At 70.8% G+C, this 19,701-nt stretch carries 19 protein-coding genes and 1 pseudogene; 6 read left to right on the forward strand and 14 right to left on the reverse strand.

Going from position 1 to position 19,701, the window contains the following annotated elements; all coding sequences use genetic code 11:
* The first annotated feature begins 11 nt into the window (after nt 1–11).
* The 3 genes and pseudogenes from ABZ342_RS43690 to ABZ342_RS43700 all read left to right on the forward strand — a co-directional run bounded on the left by ABZ342_RS43690 (nt 12) and on the right by ABZ342_RS43700 (nt 2,323).
* On the forward strand, nt 12–1,226 hold the full coding sequence (locus ABZ342_RS43690; RefSeq protein ID WP_360486420.1) for an NADH:flavin oxidoreductase/NADH oxidase family protein: 1,215 nt from the start codon (nt 12–14) through the stop codon (nt 1,224–1,226).
* 149 nt (nt 1,227–1,375) lie between these two features.
* Nucleotides 1,376–1,573: pseudogene (locus ABZ342_RS43695) on the forward strand (cold shock domain-containing protein); the annotation flags it as partial.
* A gap of 30 nt (nt 1,574–1,603) precedes the next feature.
* Entirely contained in the window at nt 1,604–2,323 is a 720-nt protein-coding gene (locus tag ABZ342_RS43700) for a cold shock domain-containing protein (protein ID WP_360486454.1), read from the forward strand.
* Nucleotides 2,324–2,441: 118 nt separating this feature from the next.
* Here ABZ342_RS43700 and ABZ342_RS43705 read toward each other — a convergent pair whose 3' ends face one another.
* From ABZ342_RS43705 to ABZ342_RS43735, 7 genes are all read right to left on the reverse strand, one after another.
* Nucleotides 2,442–3,047 carry a Pr6Pr family membrane protein gene (locus tag ABZ342_RS43705; protein WP_360486423.1) on the reverse strand — a complete coding sequence of 202 codons (606 nt, stop codon included), beginning with the start codon at nt 3,045–3,047 and terminating at the stop codon, nt 2,442–2,444.
* A gap of 83 nt (nt 3,048–3,130) precedes the next feature.
* The gene (locus ABZ342_RS43710) at nt 3,131–3,571 is read right to left on the reverse strand and encodes a hypothetical protein (RefSeq protein ID WP_360486426.1); all 441 of its coding nucleotides are present in this window, start codon (nt 3,569–3,571) and stop codon (nt 3,131–3,133) included.
* Nucleotides 3,572–3,728: 157 nt separating this feature from the next.
* Nucleotides 3,729–5,021: a S53 family peptidase gene (locus ABZ342_RS43715; RefSeq protein ID WP_360486429.1), complete on the reverse strand. Its 1,293-nt coding sequence runs from the start codon at nt 5,019–5,021 to the stop codon at nt 3,729–3,731.
* Nucleotides 5,022–5,157: 136 nt separating this feature from the next.
* Complete coding sequence (locus ABZ342_RS43720; protein ID WP_360486432.1) at nt 5,158–6,690, reverse strand: ATP-dependent DNA ligase; 1,533 nt, start codon at nt 6,688–6,690, stop codon at nt 5,158–5,160.
* Between the two features lie 40 nt (nt 6,691–6,730).
* Nucleotides 6,731–8,149, reverse strand: coding sequence for a substrate-binding domain-containing protein (locus ABZ342_RS43725; RefSeq protein WP_360486435.1), 1,419 nt, complete (start codon nt 8,147–8,149; stop codon nt 6,731–6,733).
* On the reverse strand, nt 8,146–8,406 hold the full coding sequence (locus ABZ342_RS43730) for a hypothetical protein (protein ID WP_360486438.1): 261 nt from the start codon (nt 8,404–8,406) through the stop codon (nt 8,146–8,148). The genes ABZ342_RS43725 and ABZ342_RS43730 overlap by 4 nt, the downstream gene beginning before the upstream one ends.
* 51 nt (nt 8,407–8,457) lie before the next feature.
* Nucleotides 8,458–9,318: a helix-turn-helix transcriptional regulator gene (locus tag ABZ342_RS43735; RefSeq protein ID WP_360486441.1), complete on the reverse strand. Its 861-nt coding sequence runs from the start codon at nt 9,316–9,318 to the stop codon at nt 8,458–8,460.
* A 99-nt stretch (nt 9,319–9,417) separates the two neighbouring features.
* On the opposite strand from ABZ342_RS43735, the gene ABZ342_RS43740 reads away from it, so the two are divergent.
* Nucleotides 9,418–10,443: an aldo/keto reductase gene (locus ABZ342_RS43740; RefSeq protein WP_360486444.1), complete on the forward strand. Its 1,026-nt coding sequence runs from the start codon at nt 9,418–9,420 to the stop codon at nt 10,441–10,443.
* 4 nt (nt 10,444–10,447) lie between these two features.
* Here ABZ342_RS43740 and ABZ342_RS43745 read toward each other — a convergent pair whose 3' ends face one another.
* A complete protein-coding gene (locus ABZ342_RS43745) occupies nt 10,448–11,845 on the reverse strand; it encodes a class II fumarate hydratase (RefSeq protein ID WP_155541051.1) in 1,398 nt (465 codons plus the stop codon).
* A gap of 647 nt (nt 11,846–12,492) precedes the next feature.
* Here ABZ342_RS43745 and ABZ342_RS43750 point away from each other — a divergent pair.
* A complete protein-coding gene (locus ABZ342_RS43750) occupies nt 12,493–13,482 on the forward strand; it encodes an NAD(P)/FAD-dependent oxidoreductase (protein WP_196425159.1) in 990 nt (329 codons plus the stop codon).
* Nucleotide 13,483: 1 nt separating this feature from the next.
* Here ABZ342_RS43750 and ABZ342_RS43755 read toward each other — a convergent pair whose 3' ends face one another.
* From ABZ342_RS43755 to ABZ342_RS43780, 6 genes are all read right to left on the reverse strand, one after another.
* Nucleotides 13,484–14,233 carry a serine protease gene (locus tag ABZ342_RS43755; RefSeq protein ID WP_360486447.1) on the reverse strand — a complete coding sequence of 250 codons (750 nt, stop codon included), beginning with the start codon at nt 14,231–14,233 and terminating at the stop codon, nt 13,484–13,486.
* A gap of 10 nt (nt 14,234–14,243) precedes the next feature.
* Nucleotides 14,244–15,293 (reverse strand): class II fructose-bisphosphatase, encoded by a 1,050-nt coding sequence (glpX, locus tag ABZ342_RS43760; protein ID WP_196425160.1) that lies wholly within the window; start codon nt 15,291–15,293, stop codon nt 14,244–14,246.
* An 84-nt stretch (nt 15,294–15,377) separates the two neighbouring features.
* Nucleotides 15,378–15,605 carry an exodeoxyribonuclease VII small subunit gene (locus tag ABZ342_RS43765; protein WP_155541053.1) on the reverse strand — a complete coding sequence of 76 codons (228 nt, stop codon included), beginning with the start codon at nt 15,603–15,605 and terminating at the stop codon, nt 15,378–15,380.
* Complete coding sequence (locus ABZ342_RS43770) at nt 15,602–16,009, reverse strand: hypothetical protein (protein ID WP_196425161.1); 408 nt, start codon at nt 16,007–16,009, stop codon at nt 15,602–15,604. Before ABZ342_RS43770 ends, ABZ342_RS43765 begins: the two co-directional genes overlap by 4 nt.
* Nucleotides 16,006–17,241 (reverse strand): exodeoxyribonuclease VII large subunit, encoded by a 1,236-nt coding sequence (xseA, locus tag ABZ342_RS43775; protein ID WP_155541054.1) that lies wholly within the window; start codon nt 17,239–17,241, stop codon nt 16,006–16,008. Before xseA ends, ABZ342_RS43770 begins: the two co-directional genes overlap by 4 nt.
* Complete coding sequence (locus ABZ342_RS43780) at nt 17,238–17,966, reverse strand: lipid droplet-associated protein (protein ID WP_155541055.1); 729 nt, start codon at nt 17,964–17,966, stop codon at nt 17,238–17,240. The genes xseA and ABZ342_RS43780 overlap by 4 nt, the downstream gene beginning before the upstream one ends.
* Before the next feature lie 151 nt (nt 17,967–18,117).
* Between ABZ342_RS43780 and ABZ342_RS43785 the strand changes: the two genes are divergently transcribed.
* The gene (locus ABZ342_RS43785; protein ID WP_196425162.1) at nt 18,118–19,113 is read left to right on the forward strand and encodes a 4-hydroxy-3-methylbut-2-enyl diphosphate reductase; all 996 of its coding nucleotides are present in this window, start codon (nt 18,118–18,120) and stop codon (nt 19,111–19,113) included.
* Nucleotides 19,114–19,701 lie beyond the last annotated feature (588 nt).

Consider the following 19,701-nt stretch of genomic DNA (forward strand, 5'->3'; position numbering starts at 1 on the left):
GGTGCCGCGCGATGTCCCGTGCTCTGCTGGCCGAGCCGCTCAAGCTGCGCTGCGGCGCCGTCCTGCCCAACCGCCTGGTGAAATCGGCGCTGAGCGAGCAGCTCGGCGACCGCCGGAACGCCCCCACCCCCGAGCTCTTCGAGCTGTACCGGACCTGGGCCCGCGGCGGCGCCGGGGCGCTGATCACCGGGAACGTCATGGTCGATCCCGCCGCGCTCGGCGAGCCGCGCAACGTCGCGGCGACCCCCGATCCCGAGGTCTACCGGCCGTGGGCGCGGGCCGTCGACGGCACGGACACGCGGGTGTGGGTGCAGCTGAACCACCCGGGCCGGCAGAGCCCGCGGTACCTGTCCCGGCAGCCGGTCGCGCCGTCCGCCGTGCCCTTCGGTGATCGAGGCGTGCGTACCGCCTTCGCCGCTCCGCGCGCTCTCACGAGCGAAGAGATCGAAGCGATCATCGAACGCTTCGGCGTCGCGGCGCGCACGTTCGTCGAAGCGGGCTTCGCGGGCGTACAGATCCACGGCGCGCACGGCTACCTCGTCTCGCAGTTCCTTTCCCCGCTGACGAACCTGCGTTCCGACGCCTGGGGCGGCGACGCCGTCCGCCGCCGCCGGTTCCTCCTCGAGGTGGTACGGCGGGTGCGCACGGCGGTCGGTGACGACGTGCCGGTGTCGGTCAAGCTCAACAGCGCGGACTTCCAGCGTGGCGGCTTCACCGAGGACGAGTCTCTGGAAGTCGTACGCGAGCTGGGGGAAGCCGGGCTCGACCTGCTGGAAGTCTCCGGCGGCACGTACGAGAAGGCCGCGATGATGGGTTCGGGCCGGGCGAGCACCTTGGCGCGCGAAGCGTACTTCCTGGACTACGCCGCAAAGGCGCGTTCGGTCTCCGACGTCGCGCTGATGGTCACCGGCGGCTTCGCGACTCCGGACGGCATGACGGCGGCGCTGCGCTCCGGTGAACTCGACGTCATCGGGCTCGGCCGTCCGCTCGTCGTCGCTCCCGATCTGCCGGAGCGGCTGCTGCGCGGCGACGACGTCCGCGCCGAACGGCGGTGCCCGAAGACCGGGATCCGGCTGGCCGACAGCCTGCTGGAGATCCAGTGGCACACCCGGCAGATGCACCGGATCGCCGCGGGCAAGCCGGTCGACCGGCGCGGCGCCCTGCCGACGCTGGTGCGGGCCGGGGTGACCGACGGGCTCAACGCGTTCCGCCGCGTCCGGGCCTGAGACCTGGTCTCGAAACTCGGCGTGTCGCTGGGTGAACCAACGGCCCGCCCCTGGCTCCGCGCCGCCCGCCTATGGGCCCGGCCAGACGGACCGGAGGTCTGTCAGGGAGAATGGGGGCCAGTACCCGCCCTCTCGACCTGGAGTTTTTGATGCCGCAAGGGACCGTCCGTTGGTTCGACGCCGAACGGGGTTTCGGCTTCCTCGCGCCCGAGGACGGCTCGCCGGACGTGTTCGTGCACGCCTCCGAGATCGTCGGGGACGGCGGCGAGAGAGTGCTCCGCGAGGGTCAGGCCGTCGTGTTCGAGGTCGGTGAGAACGACCGCGGGCCCGAGGCGCTGCGCGTTCGCGTCACCGCCGATGCGGCCACCGGCAGCGCCGTGGGCCTGCTCGGCACCATCAACTGGTACGAGCCGGGCAAGGGGTACGGCTTCGCGTCGCCGGACGGCGGCGGCGCCGACATCTTCGTGCACAGCTCCGCCATCGTGACCGGCGGCGTGGTCACCGAGGGGCAGCGGGTGGCTTTCCTGATCGTCGAAGGCGAGCGCGGCCCGCAGGCCGGGCACGTGATCCCGCTGGGAGCCGGGGCCGGCTCACCCGCCGCGGCTGGTATCGGGGACGGTGCCGACGGCACGGTGGCCTGGTACGACGAGGACAAGGGCTTCGGCTTCATCAACCCCGACTCCGGCGCCGGGGACGTCTTCGTTCACGCCCGGGCCCTGGCCGAGGGGCTGACGTGGCTCGCGGAGGGCGACCGCGTCGCCTACGAGGTGGCCAGTGGGGACAAGGGCCCGCAGGCCCGCGACGTGCACCTGGTCCGGGGCGCCGAGCCCCAGACGGCGCCGCAGCGGCCGGCACCGGCCGCGGCCGCGGGGCCGGCGGCGCGGGACGTGCCCGCACGAGGCGGCGAGGGCGTCGTCGCGCGCTACGACGACGACCGCGGCTTCGGCTTCATCACCCCGGACGCAGGCGGCGACGATCTCTTCGCCCACGCGTCCGTGATCATGGGGTCGGAGCCGCTGCAGAAGGGTGACCGGGTCCGGTACGCGGTGCGTCAGAGCGACCGGGGCCCGCAGGCCGACCGCGTCGAACGCCTCTGAAGAGGCGGCCCCGCCGACGGCTGATCACTTCCCGACGAGAGTGCTCGTTCATCCCCGTCGATAGTGCCGACCCGAGGACCTGCTCCGCGCTCAGAAGCTCACCAGTTGGAGACCAGGTCTAAACGGGCCGCACCCGGCGCTCGTACAGGAACGCGCCGGCGGCGAGGGCCGTGAAGAAGAGGCCGATGAAGACGCAGTTCAGGGTGACTTGGCCGTAGCCGAGCGCGCCGGCGTCGACGAACGGGTACGGGTAGAAGCCGGTGATCGCACCGCGCGGAAGCGTGAAGGCGAGCCAGACGAGCGGGTAGAGCAGGGACCACCCGACCGCGCGCCAGGTCAGCACGCCGCGCGGGCCCGCGAAGAGCCAGCCGAGCACGAACAGGATCGGCGTGACCTTGTGCAGCATGGTGTCGGCGAACAGCGAAAGGCCGTGCAGCTCGGACAGGCCGGCGAGGGCCACCTGGTAGACGATGCCCGTCACGATGATGCCGACGAGCGCGTCGAGCCAGAGCACGGCGAACAGCTTCGTGCGGACGGCGCCCAGCGCGACGAGCACCGAGGCGGCGGTGACCAGCAGGTTCGAGTCGATGGTGAAGAAGCAGAGCAGGTTCGCGACCCGGCCGCCGGGATCCGTCGCGGACGCGACCACCTGGGAGACGAGGCCGGTCAGCGCCACCACGGCGGTGACCGCGAACCAGGCGCGGGTGAGCTTTTCGCTGCGCATCCCCGGAGGATAGTTCCATTGTGGACGAATGCGCCTGTTGCCGGACGCGCCCCGGTGCTGTGCGGCACCGGGGCGCCCGGTCGTCAAGCCGTGGTGAGCGAGTCCCGGAGCGCGGTGAACGCTTCGTACTCGGCCTTCTGGTCCACCGGCAGCTGGTAACTGGCGGCGAGCAGCTTCGGCACGGAGGGGAGGATGCTGAGCTTGAAGCTCTGCCCTTCCGTCGTCTTGATCACGAACCGGCCCTGCAGGTCACGCTTCTTGACCGCGGCCCGGTTCGCGTCCGTGATCGTCAGCGGGGTGCCCGCCGTGACCGTGCCGCTCTTTTCTTCGAGCGGCACGATCACGAGGTCGGTCTGCCCCGGCCGGAAACCCACCGCGAAATTGCTGACGGTGGTGGTGCGGAAAACGATGAAGTTCTTTTGCTTGATTTCCGCGGCGTACACCTTGGTGTAGCTCGTCCCGTCGGCGACGGCCCCGTCGAAAGCGGCGTGGATCGCCGTTTTCAGCTCTTCCTTGCTTGCCACTTGTACTCCTCCATGACCGCTCGGGGACTGAGCGGGTCTTCGGGGAGCAGCATCGTACTGACGACCGGGTCCGCGTCCTGTGGGGAAAATTCCTGTCATTTCCCGCGTCGAATAAACCGAATGTCGCTGATTCCGGTTAAATTGTCAGCGGTGTTTGTCAGTGCAGTGCTTTCACCAGTGCGGGAACGAAAACCGACGCGTCGACCGTGCCCCAGCCGCTGGCGATGTCGAAGCCCTTCGCCGCGGTGAAGCCGGTGACACCGTCTTGGCTGTTGTCACCTTCGGTGACGTCGACGATGCCCGCCTTCGTGCCCGCCGGGCCGAGCTTCGTGTACAGCGCCGGGTTGATCTGGCCGAGCCTGCCGTGCTTGGCCTGCACCGCGAGCGCGAGCACGCCGGCGAACAGAGGCGCGGACTGCGACGTCCCGTACACGCCTTCCATGCTGATGTCCGGGAACGAGCGCATCTTGCTGCCGGTGATCTTCTTGACGCCGTCCTGCCAGTTCGGCCGCGCGTAGGTCTTCGACAGCCCGGCGCCCTCGGAGAAACCGTTGTCGGCGACGTTCACGACGTCGTCCGCCTTGGTGCGCGCGCCGTTCGCGTCGAGGTGCAGCTGCGTGCCGCCGAGCGTCGTGACGCGCGGGTCGGACGCCGGCCAGCTCGCGACGCGGTACGGGTAGTTGCCCGGGCCGTAGAGGTACCCGCCGGTCGGGCCGTCGTCACCGGAGGAGGCGACCATCGTGACCCCGGCCTTGCTCGCGCGGTCGAGCGCCGGGTCGAGCGTCTTGATCGAGTCGAACGACGGGAAGTTCTCTTCGGTGGTGCCGAAGCTCATCGAGATGACGTCGGCCAGCTTGTGCTCGGTCATGTAGTCGACGGCGTGCATCATCTCGGGCAGGCCGGTGAAGCCCTGCGTCTCCGCGACGGGCGTCGCCGCGACGATGATCTTCGCGTTCGGCGCCATGGCGTGCATCATCGTGACGTCGAGGTCGGTCTCGCCGCCCCAGCCCTGGCAGGTCGCGGTGTCGACGCCGGGGTCGGTGCACGCGGGCACCGCACCGGACGGCTCGATGACCTCGACGTTCGCCGGCGGCAGGCCGTGGTTCTTCGAGTACGTGTCGAGAACCTGCTTGACCTGGTCGTCGCCGAAGGACACCAGCGTCGCGACGGTACTGCCCGCGCCGGTGATCCCGGCGTTCCACAGTTTCGTCGCGTTGTACGCGGTGCTCTCCTTGGGCAGCGACGCCATCGCCGCTTCCAGCTTGGCGACGCGCTTCTGCACGGTGTCGGCGCCGACGAACGACTGCGCGGCCGCCGAGAAGTGGTGCCTCGACGGCTGGTGCCCGGCGTTCGGCGTGCTCGGCACCGGCGTGGCCGACGCCGGAACGGCGAACGCGGTCACGAGCAGCGTGGTGCTCGCGAGCAAGCCGGACACAGCGCGCACTCTCATGCTTTCTCCCTTGGCTGAAGGAAACTCCGTCAGCCACTCTGCTCAGGAGCGGGAGAGGGCAACATCGACTTTCGTCTTTCCTTTTACGAGGAAAGCACCGCGGAGACGCCCGATGTCGTGATCGATACTTTCGTCGTCAGCTCCCTTCCGAGCGGTCGCCGTGCAGCAGTCCGCGGACCGTGTCGATCGTGTCCGCGTCCGCCGGGTCCTTGTCCGGGCGGTAGCGGACCACCCGCGCGAACCGCAGCGCCAGCCCGCCCGGGTAACGCGTCGAAACCTGGGCGCTGTCCAGCTCGATCTCCACCACGACCTCCGGGCGGACGTACACCGTCCAGTCGTCGCGGTGGGTCTCGATCTCCTGGAACGTCCTCGTCTGCCACGCGAGGATCTCGTCGGTCATGCCCTTGAACGTCTTGCCCACCATGATCGGCGGGCCGCCGTCCGGGTCGCGCGCGCCCAGGTGCAGGTTCGACAGCGAGCCCGTGCGCCGCCCGTGGCCCCACTCGGCCGCGAGCACCACGAGGTCGATCGTGTGCACCGGCTTGACCTTGAGCCACGCGCGCCCGCGCCGCCCGGCCGCGTACGGCGACGCCAGGTCCTTGACCATCACCCCTTCGTGCCCGGCTTCCATCGCCGCCTCCAGCACGGCGGCCGCTCCCGCCACACCCACCTCGCCGGGGATCACGTGCGCTCCGGCGACCTTGCGCAGGGCCGCGTTGCGTTCGGACAGCGGCGCGTCCAGCAGGTCGACGCCGTCGAGGTGCAGGCAGTCGAAGAAGTACGGCCGCAGCAGCAGCGCCTTCACCTGCTCGTCACGCGTGCTGCCGAACCGGCTCATCGTGTCCTGGAACGGCCGCGGCCGCCCGGCGTCGGTCAGCGCCAGCGTTTCGCCGTCGAGGACCACGGACTCGCACGGCAGCGCCCGCACCAGCTCGACCAGCTCCTGCACGCTCCCGGTGATCTCGCGCAGCGTCCGCGTCCAGACGTGCACCTCGTCACCCTGGCGGTGCACCTGGATCCGCGCACCGTCCATCTTGTACTCGACGATCGCCTCGGCGTGCTCGGCGACGGCTTCGTCCAGCGACTCCGCCGGCGACGCGAGCATGGGCTTGATCGGCGTGCCCAGCGTCAGCCGGAACTCCGCCAGCGCTTCCTGCCCGCCGGTCAGCGCTGCGACGCCAGTGACGCCGAGCTTTCCGGACAGCATGAACGCGCGCCGCACGTCGACGGCCGGCACCTCGGCCGCCGCCGCGATCGCGTCGATCATCACGCCTTCCAGCGCGCCCTGCCGCAGCTCCCCGGTGACCAGCCGGAACAGGAACTGCTGCTCCTCCTCGGTGAGCCGGGCGAACAGTTCCCGCAGCACGTCCTGCCGCCGTGTCGAAGAGCCCGTGCCCGCGGCTACGCCGGCGGCCTCTGTCAAGGCCGCGTCCACCTCCAGCACCGTGATCACCGGCGACGCGGCGGGCGACGCGCCGAGCCCGGCCAGGGTGCGCCAGCCCGCACCCAGCCTGTCCTGCGCCGTCTGCCCGGTCAGGTAGGCGATGACCGTGGCCAGCTCGGTGAACTCGGCCGCGCGCAGCAGTGCGGCCAGGATGGCGATCTTCGCCTTCCTGGACCTCGTCGCCGCCAGCTCGGCGGACGCCCGGACTATCTCGCTCAGCAACACCCGGACATCATGACCCGGACCACCGACAATTTCTCGGCGATCAGATGTCCGGCCTGGTGCAGAGGGGGTCGAGCAGGCCGTCCTTGGCCACGCACGGCGTGTACCCGGCGTCCTGCAGCTCCGCCCGAGCGGTCGGGCTCGCCAGGTAGTCGAGGAACCGCTTCAGCACGCTCTCGTTCGACGGCACGCCCTTGGTGTAGAGGTACTCGACGGTCCAGAACCGATACCCGGCGTCGATGGTCGTGACGTCGGGGTAGTGGCCGTCGAGCTGCACGATGCCGAGCTGGTCGCGAGCGGCTGCCGCCTTCGCCGCCGGGACGTCGGCGTACCCGATCGCGCCCGGCACGGCGGCGACTTCGGTGAGCACCTCGGCGGTCGTGCCGCGCTCGCAGCGCGTGGTCGCCGCGGCCGGGTCGCGCTCGGGCTTGCGGCACGAGTCCGACGTCAGCCGGTCCTCCGCGCCGCCGAGCACCTTCTGCTCGAACGTCTTGCGCGTGCCCGACTCCTGCCCGCGCCCGACGATCCCGATCGGCACCGACGGCCCCGGCCGCAGCTGGTCCCAGTTCCGTACGCGACCGCTGAAGATGTCCTTGACCTGCTGGATCGTCAGCTTGTCGACCCCAGCGGCCCGGTTGACGACCAGGCTGTACACGACCACCGCGACGGCCTTCGCCTCGAGATTCGGGCCCGCCTCGCCGGACCGGCCGTCCGAGAGCACCGCCAGCTCGTCCTTGCCCGCCGCGTCGACCGGGGCGAGCGCGCGGACGCCGGTGACGCTGCCGGTCGCGCGGGTCGTGATCGCCGCGCCGTCGCACTGGCCGTGGTACTCGGCGGCGATGCTGTCGATGATCGGGACGAACGCGCTCGACCCCTCGACCGACAGCTTGCCGGTGGCGCACTGCGCGGAGTCGCCCGGCCGGGACCACGAGACGAGCAGCGTCGCGAGCAGGGCGCCGGTCAGCAGCACCCCGACCGCCGTCGTGATGACCGGCCAGCCGAACCGGCGCTGCTTGCGGTCGTCCTTGATCCGGCCGGCGGCGAGCCGCGCGTGGTGGTCGATCTCCTTGCTGATCTCGCCTTCGTACCCGTCGGACTCCCGCAGGACGACGACCAGCTTGAACTTTTCCTTGCGCTTCAAGGAAAGCCGCGCGAACCGCACACCGTGCCACTCGGGCGCCTCGGGCGGTGCCTCAGCCGCGGCGAGCCCGGCGAACCGTTTCGGCAGCAGCGCGCGCACGCGGGACAGCTTCACCGCTTCGACCGGCTTCTGCGGCGTCTCGCGGGTGAAGAACTCGAGGCCGTCGCGGACGTGCTGGCGCAGGCCGTCGTCGGTCGCGTCGGACACGCGCGCGTCCCAGACGATCCGGCTGCCGAAGGTGAACGAGAGCGGGATTTCGAAGTCGCCCGGCGCGATGTCGAAGCTGCCGGTGTTGTGGACCCGGATGACGACGATGCTCATCCGGTCGAGCAGCCGCGCGACCTGCTCCAGCTGCGGGGCCGCCTGCGCGGAGCCGTTTCGCCGTCGTGCAGGTCGATCGGGGACAGCCCGATCTTGGAGTTGTAGAGCACCCGGAACGTCAGCCGGCGCCGCCGGATGAAGTAGCGGTCGATGAACGGCGCGGCGATCGCGACCAGCGCGGCGAGGCCCAGGACGAGGCTGCCGGAGTCCGAGCTCAGGATTTCGGCGAGTGACTGCATCGTCGCGCCGACGCCCACCGTGCTGCTCCTCTACCCCTGACTCCCCAGGTGAAGCAGCCTAAGGAGCGCTCACCCGGCGTGGGGTTGCGACGACCGAGTGTTCACCGGTCGTTCATCGGCGACCCAGCTGGCCAGCAGGCCGAGCGCGCGTTCGGTCTCCGACCCGGGTTCGGCGTGGTAGACGACCATGCCCTGGTCGGGGTCCTGGGGCAGGCGGAGCGTCTCGTAGCGCAGCCGCAGCTCGCCGACGACGGGGTTCATCAGCACCTTCCACCCCTGCGCCTTCTCCTGCACCGCGTGCTCGGCCCACAGCTTCCGGAACTGTTCGCTGGCCAGGGACAGCTCACCGATCAGCTGGGCGAACCGCGGGTCGCCGGGATGCCGTCCGCTCTCCGCGCGCAGGTTCGCGACCAGCTCGCGGCACACTGCGTCGTACTCCGGGTGCAGCTGCTTCGCGCGCTCGTCGAGGAAGATCAGCTTCGGCATGTTGCGCTCGTCCAGGTCGGCGAAGGCGAACGCGACCGCGCCGCCGAGCGCGTTCCACGCCAGCACGTCCATGTACCGGCCGAAGACGAACGCCGGCGCCTGGATCGCGTCCAGGAGCTGCTGCAGCTCGGGCCGGACCCGTTGCGGCGCTCGCTCGTCGCGGCGCTTCGGCGCGGCGAGGTTGCGCAGGTAAGACTCCTCGCCGGCGTTGAGCCGCAGCGCGCGGGCCAGCGCGTCGAGGATGGCGTCCGAGACGTTCTTCGCGCGGCCTTGCTCCAGCCGCGTGTAGTAGTCGACGCTGATGCCGGACAGCTGCGCCAGCTCCTCGCGCCGCAGGCCCTTGACCCGCCGCTGTGTGATCCCGGGCGGGAGGCCCAGGTCGGCGGGGTCCAGTGCGGCGCGGCGCGCCTTCAGGAAGGCGCCCAGCTCGGCTGCGTCACTCATGCCTCCAGTATCCCCGGCTCGCGGTTTCCCGCCTGGTACTGCCAGACCCAGGTCGAGCGTGACCTGGTCCGTCCGCTTCGCCGCTTCCAGAGTGGTGGCATGAAACGACGAACTTTGGGCGGTACGGGCATCTCGGTCAGTGAATACGCGTTCGGCGCGATGATGCTGGGCAAGTGGGGCAATCCGGACCACGAAGAGGGCGTCCGGATGCTGCACACGGCGCTCGACGCCGGGGTCAGCTTCTGGGACACCGCGGACATGTACAGCGACGGCGAGAACGAGCGGATCGTCGGCCAGGCGCTGAAGGGCCGCCGCGACGACGTCGTGCTGGCCACCAAAGGCTTCTTCCAGATGGGCTCCGACCCCAACCAGGGCGGGCTCTCGAGGCGTTGGCTGACCCGGGCGCTGGACGACAGCCTGCGGCGGCTCGACACCGACTACGTCGACCTCTACCAGGTCCACCGGCCGGACCCGGCCACCGACATCGAGGAAACCCTGTCGGTGCTGACGGATTTCGTGCGGCAGGGCAAGGTCCGCGCGATCGGGTCGTCGGACTTCCCGGCCGAGCAGATCGTGGAAGCCCAGTGGGTGGCGGAAAAGCGTGGCCTGGCGCGGTTCCGCGCCGAGCAGCCGCCGTACTCGATCTTCAACCGGGCGATCGAGGCGGCCGTGCTGCCGACCGCGCAGAAGTACGGCATGGGCGTGCTCACGTGGAGCCCGCTGGCCAGCGGCTGGCTGTCCGGCAAGTACCTGAAACCGTCCGATGTGGACCTTTCCGAAGGCCGCCGGACGTTGCAGGCGCACAAGTTCGACCCGGCGCTGCCGGAGAACGCCGTCAAGTTCGAGGCGATCGCGCAGCTGAAGAAGATCGCCGACGACCTGGGCCGGCCGCTCACGCACCTGGCGACGGCGTTCGTCCGGGCCCACCCGGGCGTGACGTCGGCGATCATCGGCCCGCGCACCCCAGCCCAGCTCGACGACCTGCTGGCCGGCGCGGACCTCGTGCTGGACGACGACGTGCTGGACCGGATCGACGAGATCGTCCCGCCGGGCACGGACCTGAACCCGGCCGAGAAGGACTACACCCCGCCGGCGCTGGCGGACGCGCGCCTGCGCCGGCGGTAGCGGGTCACTTGCCGCCGCGGGCCATGCGGAGGACGTCGAGCGCTTCGTCGAGCTGCTCTTCGGTGAGCTTGCCGTCCTTCACGTACCCGCGTTCGATGACGACTTCGCGGATCGTCTTCAGCTCCTTCAACGCCTGCTTCGCCACCGCAGCCGCTTCTTCGTAGCCGATGTACTTGTTCAGCGGCGTCACGATCGACGGCGAACCCTCGGCGTACTGGCGGGCGCGGTCGACGTTGGCCTTGACGCCGTCGAAGACCTTGTCCGCCAGCAGCCGCGAGACGGCGGCGAGCAGGCGCGCCGACTCGAGGACGTTGCGGGCGATCACCGGCAGGTTGACGTTCAGCTGGAAGTTGCCCGCGGCTCCGGCGAAGGCGACCGCCGCGTCGTTGCCGATCACCTGCGCGACCACCTGCAGCGTCGCCTCCGGGATGACCGGGTTGACCTTGCCCGGCATGATCGACGAGCCCGGCTGCAGGTCCGGCAGCGCCAGCTCGGCCAGGCCGGTGCGCGGGCCGGAACCCAGCCAGCGCAGGTCGTTGGCGATCTTGTTGAGCGACACGGCGACGGTGCGCAGGTGCCCGGACGTCTCGACGACGCTGTCCTGCGTCGCCTGCGCCTCGAAGTGGTCGCGGGCTTCGGTCAGCGGCAGTCCGGTGACGGTGGCGAGCTCGGTCGCCACGCTCGAGCCGAAGCCGTCCGGCGCGTTGAGGCCCGAGCCGACGGCCGTGCCGCCGATCGGCAGCTCGCCCAGCCGCGGCAGGCCCGACTTCAGCCGTTCGATGCCGAAGCGGACCTGCGAGGCCCACGCGCCGGCTTCCTGGCCGAGGGTGATCGGGACGGCGTCCATGAGGTGCGTGCGACCGGACTTCACGACATCGGTCCACTCCGCGGCGCGGACCTCGATGGCGCCGGCGAGGTACTCGAGCGCCGGGATGACGTCCTTGAGGACGGCTTCGGTCGCGGCGACGTGGATGGTCGTCGGGAAGGTGTCGTTCGACGACTGCGAGGCGTTGACGTGGTCGTTCGGGTGCACGTCCTTGCCGAGGGCCCGGGTGGCGAGGGTGGCGATCACCTCGTTGGCGTTCATGTTCGACGACGTCCCCGAGCCGGTCTGGAAGACGTCGATCGGGAAGTGCGCGTCGTGGGCACCTTCGGCGACCTCGTCGGCGGCTTCGGCGATGGCGTTCGCGACGTCGGCGTCGAGCACGCCGAGCTTGAGGTTCACGCGCGCGGCAGCGGCCTTGAGCAGGCCGAGCGCGCGGATCTGGGCGCGCTCCAAGCCCCGGCCGGAGATGGGGAAGTTCTCGACGGCCCGCTGGGTCTGCGCCCGGTAGAGCGCGTCGACCGGCACGCGGACCTCGCCCATGGTGTCGTGTTCGATCCGGTATTCCTGGTCAGCCATGACACCGATTCTGGACCTGTTCGCGAGTCACCGCGTGGTGGCGTTGCGCACCCTGCGCCGTTCGCGGCTCGGCCGATGGCCAGGCGACGGCGGAGTGCCGGCGATTCCGCGGCCGCCGGGAGCCCAAGCCCGGCCCCCCGCCCTCCTCCTGGGGGGCGTCCCCTTGGCCAGTCTATCGGCGGTCACCGGCAAATCCGGCGCTCCCGCGATTCGACCGCCGACTTGTCCACAATCTCGCGAGGCTGTGGATCGGTGGCCGAACTCGTCTCTGTGCTGGCGAGTGATCGCGACTGCGACCGGCTTCCCCTGCGAAAGCAGGATCTTGTCGCCGCCCAGCCATCGAGCATCGCGGCGAGCACCGGCAGCAGGCCCGTCCGAGCCAGCCACGACCAGAGCCGCGAACGCGCCGAAGACGAACGGGAGGAAGCCCACCGGTTCGGCCGACGGCAGTCCCAGCCACACCGCGAGCACCAACCAGCCGAGCAGCGCCGCGACCGCGGCCGCTCCGCTCAGCGCCGTCCGCCGCGCACCCCACGGTGGCCGCCGGTCGTCGGGGCGCCTGTGTCGCACGCCGTCGAGTGAACTCCGATCCCGCTAGGATCGGATGTGTTCTCGATCACCGCCATCCACCACTGGCTGGAGCGAGCATGACTGACGTTTCTGGGGACTCCTACGACCTCGTGATCATCGGCGCGGGCCCGACCGGCCTCTTCGCCGCCTACTACGCCGGGTTCCGCGGCCTTTCCATGGCGGTGGTCGACTCGCTGCCGGAGCCCGGCGGCCAGGTGACGGCGATGTACCCCGAGAAGATGATCTACGACGTCGGCGGGTTCGCCGAGGTCCGCGGACGCGACCTCATCGACGGCCTGGTGAAGCAGGCCGCGCCGTTCAAGCCGAAGTACCTGCTGGGGCGCAAGGCCGAAAAGCTGGAGTCGACGGAAACCGGAGTCGAGCTGACCCTCGACGGCGGCGAGACCCTCAAGGCCCGCGCGGTCCTCGTCACCGCCGGCATCGGCGAGTTCACCCCGCGCCCGCTGCCCGCCGGCGACGGCTGGCTCGGCCGCGGCATGGTCCACTTCGTGCCGTCGCTGCAGGTGCACGCCGGGCAGCACGTCGTGGTCGTCGGCGGGGGCGACTCCGCCTTCGACTGGATCCTCGCCCTGCACCCGGTCGCGGCGAGCGTGACGCTCGTCCACCGCCGCGCCAAGTTCCGCGCCGCCGAGTCGATCGTCCGGCAGGCGCGCGAGCTCGGTACCCGGATCATCACCGACGCCGAGGTCACGCGGTTCGTCGAAAACGAGAGCGGTGCGCTCGAAGCCGTCGACCTCTCGATCAAGGGCGCCGGTGACGAACGGCTGCCGGCCAACGCCGTCGTCGCGGCGCTCGGGTTCACCGCCGACCTCGGCCCGATCGAGAGCTGGGGCCTGGAGATCGACCACCGGGCCATCGCGGTCGACTCGACGATGGCCACCGCGCGCGAACGCGTCTACGCCGCCGGCGACGTCGCCGCGTACCCGGGGAAGGTCAAGCTGATCGCGACCGGATTCGGCGAGGCCGCGACGGCCGTCAACAACATCGCCGTCGCCCTCGACCCGGACGCCCACCTGTTCCCGGGCCACTCGAGCAACGCCGAGTAGGTCAGGCTTTCGTCTTCTCCGCGATCCAGGGCGCGTACGCGACGACCGACGTGTAGATCGACGGCGCCGACGCGCACACCGGGTCGTTGTTGCCCGGCCGGCTGGTGACGCCCACGAGCAGCCACTGATCGCCGTCGCGGACGACCTCGGGGCCACCCGAGTCGCCGAAGCACGCTCCGGCCTTGCCGCCGGGGTTGTCGGTGCACAGCTCGGCCGTGCCGTCGAACACCGACGTGCACTTCGCGCCCTCGACGATGTGGGTGTCGAGCTGCTGCAGCGTCGTGGGGATCTGACCGCAGTTCACCTTCGGGCACGTCTGGCCCCAGCCGAGGATCCGGGTGGCCGTGCCCGGGGCCGCCGACGTGGCCAGCGCGACCGGCGCCGCCTTGACCGGGGTGACCAGCCGCAGCAGCGCGATGTCGCCCGCCGGGCTCTGCGTGTTGAAGGCCGGGTTCACGACGACGTCGGCGACCTGGTCGACCTCACCGCCCTGGCCCACGTCGTTCGTTCCCGTCCGCACGGAAATCCCGGCCGGGGCCTTGTCGAACGCGCAGTGCGCGGCCGTCACCACCCAGGTGGGGGCGATCAGCGCCCCGGCGCAGAACAGCTTGCCGGTCGACGAATGCAGCGACACCGCGAACGGGTACGGCTGGTCGGCGGCGGCGCCCCCGACGATGGCCGGTTCGGCCGACGCGGTGGCGGGGACCAGGGCGAACATCAGGACCAGCAGGGCCAGCACGCGCCTGGTCACGGATCTCCTTCTACGGCAGCGGGGGAACGACGTCGTCGTCGGGCGCGTCCAGGTGGCCGTCGAAGTTGACCGAGGAGTACGCCCGCAGCTTGGTGAGCCGGTGGTAGCCGTCGATCATTCTGACGGTCCCGGACTTGGACCGCATCACGATGGACTGCGTCGTCGCGCCGCCCTCGCGGTAGTGGACGCCGCGCAGCAGGTCGCCGTCGGTGACGCCGGTGGCGCAGAAGAAGACGTTGTCGCCGCGCACGAGGTCGTCGTTCAACAGCACGCGGTCGAGGTCGTGACCGGCGGCGATGGCCTTCTCGCGCTCGGCGTCGTCCTTCGGCCACAGGCGGCCCTGCAGCTCACCGCCGAGGCACTTCATCGCGCAGGCCGCGATGATGCCTTCGGGGGTGCCGCCGATGCCGACCAGCATGTCGACGCCGGTGGTCGGGCGGGCCGCGGCGATCGCGCCCGCGACGTCGCCGTCGGAGATGAACCGGATCCGCGCGCCGGCGTCGCGGACCTCCTTGATGAGCTGCTCGTGGCGCGGGCGGTCAAGGATGCACACGGTGACGTCGCCGACGCTGCTGTTCTTCGCCTTGGCGACGCGCCGGATGTTCTCGGCGATCGGCGCGCCCAGCTCGACCTTGCCCGCCGCCTCCGGCCCGACGGCCAGCTTCTCCATGTAGAACACCGCGGACGGGTCGAACATCGCGCCGCGCTCGGCGACCGCGAGCACCGCGAGGGCGTTCGGCATGCCCTTGGCCATCAGCGTCGTGCCGTCGACCGGGTCGACCGCGACGTCGCAGTCCGGCCCGTCGCCGTTGCCGACCTCTTCGCCGTTGAACAGCATGGGCGCTTCGTCCTTCTCGCCCTCGCCGATTACCACGACCCCGCGCATCGACACCGTCGAGACGAGCTGGCGCATCGCGTCGACGGCCGCGCCGTCCCCGCCGATCTTGTCGCCGCGGCCGACCCAGCGGCCGGCCGCCATCGCGGCGGCCTCGGTCACGCGGACCAGCTCCATCGCCAGGTTGCGGTCGGGCGCTTCACGGCGTCGCGGCTCGGTGGACATCAGGCCTCCCGGATCGTGGAACTGACGGGTGAACAGTCTGTCAGATCCCTGTCCGGTTTCCCGATGCCGAAAGCATGGCAAACGTCACTGACCGTCGCCGGTTTCGTCCTCGACAGACGCCAGAGCAGCCTCGATGCGCTCGCGCGCGCCTTCGAGATGGCGCTCACAGACCTTCGCGAGCTTCTCGCCCTTCTCCCACAACGCGAGCGACTGCTCGAGGGACAGGCCACCGGCCTCGAGCTCCCGGACGACCTCGACGAGGCGGTCACGGGCCTGCTCGTAGCCGAGTTCCTCGCTGGCTGCTTCACTCACGCTGGACGTTCTCCGACCTTCCGGCTTGCGCTGCTGGTGGCGCACACTACCGCGCTCGCCATCGCGTGGTCGTACCCGACGAACGCCAGCGCGAACTCCTGGCCGTCACCCTCCGCGATCGCCTCTTCGAGGTTCTCCTGGGCGCCCGCCACCCGCTTGCGGTGCCCGGCACCCTCGGCGAACCACCAGCGCGAGCCGACCTGCGTCGAGGTCGCTTCGGACAGCCGTCGCAGCTGCGGGCCCAGGTCGCGCCGGGCGGCGCCACCGCAGCCGGCGAGCAGCGCCGTCCAGCACTCGGCGGCCGCCCGGTCGGTGCGGATCGCCTGGTCCAGCAGGGGACGCGAGCCCCAGCGCCGGGCCGCGTCCAAGGTGAGGGGGAGGAACGTCGCCGCCTTCAGCGTCACCCCTGTTCTCCTTCCGCCACCGCGCCGATCGCGCCATCGGCCACGCGCACGCGCAGCTGGGCACCGGCCTCGACTTCGGAGACGGAGCGGAGTACCTGGAGGTTGCCTTCGGCGTCGAGGAACTGCACGACCGCGTACCCGCGGGCCAGCGTCGCGGCCGGGCCGAGCGCGGTGAGCCGGGCCCGGGAGCTCGCCAGCTCGGCCTGGTCCTTGGCGAGCAGCGTCAGCATGGCGCGGCGCGCGCGTTCGCGGTGGACGTCGACGTCGTCCTGGCGCCGCTGGACCGGGCCCAGCGGGTCGGCCAGCGACGGGCGGCTGCGCAGCTGGTTCAGCAGCCGCGTCTGGGTGTCGACCCAGCCGTGCAGCGCGCGCCGGCCGCGGTCGCGCATCTGCCGGACGCGCTCGGTCTCCTCGCGGAGGTCCGGGACGATGCGCTTGCCGGCGTCGGTCGGCGTCGAACACCGCAGGTCGGCGACGTAGTCCAGCAGCGGCGTGTCGGGCTCGTGCCCGATCGCGCTGACCACCGGCGTCCCGGCCGCGGACACCGCGCGGCACAACGCCTCGTCGGAGAACGGCAGCAGGTCCTCGACGCTGCCGCCGCCGCGGGCGATGACGATGACGTCGATCTCGGGGTCGGCGTCCAGGATGCGCAGCGCGCGCATGACCTGCGGGACGGCCTGCGAGCCCTGGACCGCGGTGTTGATGACCTTGAACCGGACGTGCGGCCACCGGGTCTGGGCGTTGACCAGGACGTCGCGTTCGGCCGCCGACGCGCGGCCGGTGATCAGCCCGACGCCCTGCGGCAGGAACGGGATCGGCCGCTTGCGCTGCGCCGAGAAGAGCCCTTCGGCGGTCAGCAGCTTCTTCAGGCGTTCGATCCGGGCGAGCAGCTCACCGATGCCGACGGCTCGGATCTGGTCGGCGCGCAGGCTGATCGTGCCGCGGCCGAAGAAGAACGACGGCTTCGCGTGCACCACCACGCTGGCGCCTTCGCGCAGCGGTGGTTCCATCTCGCGGATCAGCCAGTTGGGGCAGGTCACGGACATCGAGACGTCCGCCGACGGGTCGCGCAGGGTGAGGAACGCGGTCTGCGTGTTCGGCCGCGAGTTGACCTGCGTGACCTGGCCTTCGACCCAGACGCTGCCGAGCCGGTGGATCCAGTCGCCGATCTTGCGCGCGACCGTGCGGACCGGCCAGGGCTTTTCGGCGGTGCTCGTTTCGGTTTCGGTCACTGGCCTTCCGCGTCGTTTTCTTCGCCGCTGTCCTTGGCCTGCTCGGTCTTGCGCGCGTTGGCGATCCGGCGGGACAGCATCCCGGTGAAGGACGAGCGATCGGCGTGCGCGCGCTCGTACTCGAGGATCGTCTCGAGCTGGGGGATCGACAGCTGGCGCAGGCGGGCCCGCAGCTGCGGGAGCGTGAGCTGGTCGTAGCCGGTGAGCCCGGCCGGGCCGTCGTACCCGCCGGCGCTGGTCCGGGGGATGTCGCTCTTGGCCTTCTTGTCGATCTTGGGCGTGCCGGGCTGGGGCTTGTTCTCGGCTTCCGGCGCGTCGTTCTCGCCGTCGGCGTGGTCCTCGGCGAGCGCGCGCTCCTCCTCGGCCCAGGGGTCGCCCAGTTCCGCTTCGAGTTCGGCCGCTGACGGAATGTGACCGTTGATTTCCGAACGGGGCTCGGGCACGTCGGCGACCGGCGTGAGGTTCGGCCGCGGCGCGACGTCGAGGTCTTCGTCGAAGGTCGCCCAGCTCGGGGCGTCTTCGACGGGCCGCAGGCTGGACAGGGCGTTGTCGCCCTTGATCGCCAGCTCGGTGACGTGCTGCTGGACGCGCATGGAGGCCTGCAGCACCTGGCTGACGACGGTCACCGGAAGCCCGGCGAGCTGCCGGGGAAGCTCGCGAACCCGCTCGGCGGTACTGACGGCGAGGCCCGCGGCGACCCGGAGGGGGAGCGGGAATGGCTTCATGCGTCCAGCCTGCCGCATATCCGCCATCCTGCCCAACCGAAAGAGTGGGTTCGGGCGCGTTGCGTGACCCCGGGCACAGCTCGGTAGAGGGACGAAGCTCACCCGAAAGGGACTTCGAGTTCGTCTCGGGACTGCCCGTACCCTGGGTGCCATGAGTTCAGCGAGTCCCGGAATCGAGCCCGCGGGTACCCCGACGATCACCGGCACCGCTTCCGGCAAGAGGGTGCTGCTCGCCAAACCCCGTGGTTACTGCGCCGGCGTCGACCGCGCGGTGATCGCCGTCGAGAAGGCCCTCGAGGTCTACGGCGCCCCGGTGTACGTCCGCAAGGAGATCGTCCACAACAAGCACGTGGTCGAGACGCTGCGCGACCGTGGCGCGATCTTCGTCGACGAGACGTCCGAGGTGCCCGAGGGCGCGCTGGTGGTGTTTTCGGCCCACGGCGTGTCGCCGATGGTCCACGCGGAGGCGGCGGACCGGAACCTGCGCACGATCGACGCGACCTGCCCCCTGGTGACGAAGGTGCACAAGGAGGTCAACAGGTTCGCCAAGGACGACTACGACATCCTGCTGATCGGCCACGAAGGCCACGAAGAGGTCGAGGGCACGGCCGGCGAGGCGCCGGACAAGGTCCAGCTGGTCGACAAGGCGGAGGACGTCGACAAGGTCGAGGTCCGCGACCCGTCGAAGGTGATCTGGCTCTCCCAGACGACGCTGTCGGTCGACGAGACGATGGAGCGCGTCGACCAGCTCCGCGAGCGTTTCCCGGGCTTGGCGGACCCCCCGAGCGACGACATCTGCTACGCGACGACCAACCGCCAGGTCGCGGTCAAGGCGATGGCGGCGGAGTGCGACCTGGTCCTGGTGGTCGGGTCGACGAACTCGTCCAACTCGAAGCGCCTGGTCGAGGTGGCCCTGAAGGCCGGGGCGCGCGCGTCGTACCTGGTCGACTTCGCGCACGAGGTCGACGAGGCGTGGCTGGCCGGGGTGACGACGGTGGGGGTCACCTCCGGGGCGTCGGTGCCGGACGAGCTGGTGATGGAACTGCTGGCGTGGCTGGCCGAGCGCGGTTACGGTGACGTCGACGAGGTGACCACGGCGAACGAGAAGATCACCTTCGCGCCGCCGAAGGAGCTTCGGAAGGTCTGAGTGCGCAGGTCCGATTCGGCGGCGGTCGCTGTGCGGCTCGCCGCCGAACTGCGTTGCGGGCTCGATGAGCTTCGCCGCCGGCCGGTTCGACAGGGGTTGCCGTGGCCGCTTCTGGTGCGCTCAAAGCATCTGCTCGGCATCCCGGCCGCCGCTGGTTGTGTTGCGGGCTTTGGGCGGGCTGTGTCGTGGCGGTGCCGGGAGCTTGGGCGGGCTCGACCATCGCCGCGGCGGCGGCAGTCGGAATCCCCGTGCATCGCCGCCGATGCCGGTTGGGCACCGGAGTGGCCGTTCACGCGTTCCATCAGCTCGACCATCTGGGTGACATGCCCGGTCGCGCGCGGGTTGACCGACGGTGGCAGGCAGCCCAGCCGCTCGCTGACTCACCGCCGCTCGCGCGCCCCGGTGCCGGTTGTAGACAGCCGCAGCGCGCGGTCTCTCCGGATCCACCGAGTCGCTGCACCCGCGTACGCGAAATGGCGGTCACCTTCCGCGGACCGCGGACGCTGTCGCCGCTCAGGCCCAGCAGCTCGTGGACCACGAGGGAGACCTGGCGGACATCGGGTTCTCGCTGGCCACGACCCGCTCGGC

Source organism: Amycolatopsis sp. NPDC005961 (assembly GCF_040629235.1).
Classification (GTDB): Bacteria; Actinomycetota; Actinomycetes; order Mycobacteriales; family Pseudonocardiaceae; genus Amycolatopsis; species Amycolatopsis camponoti.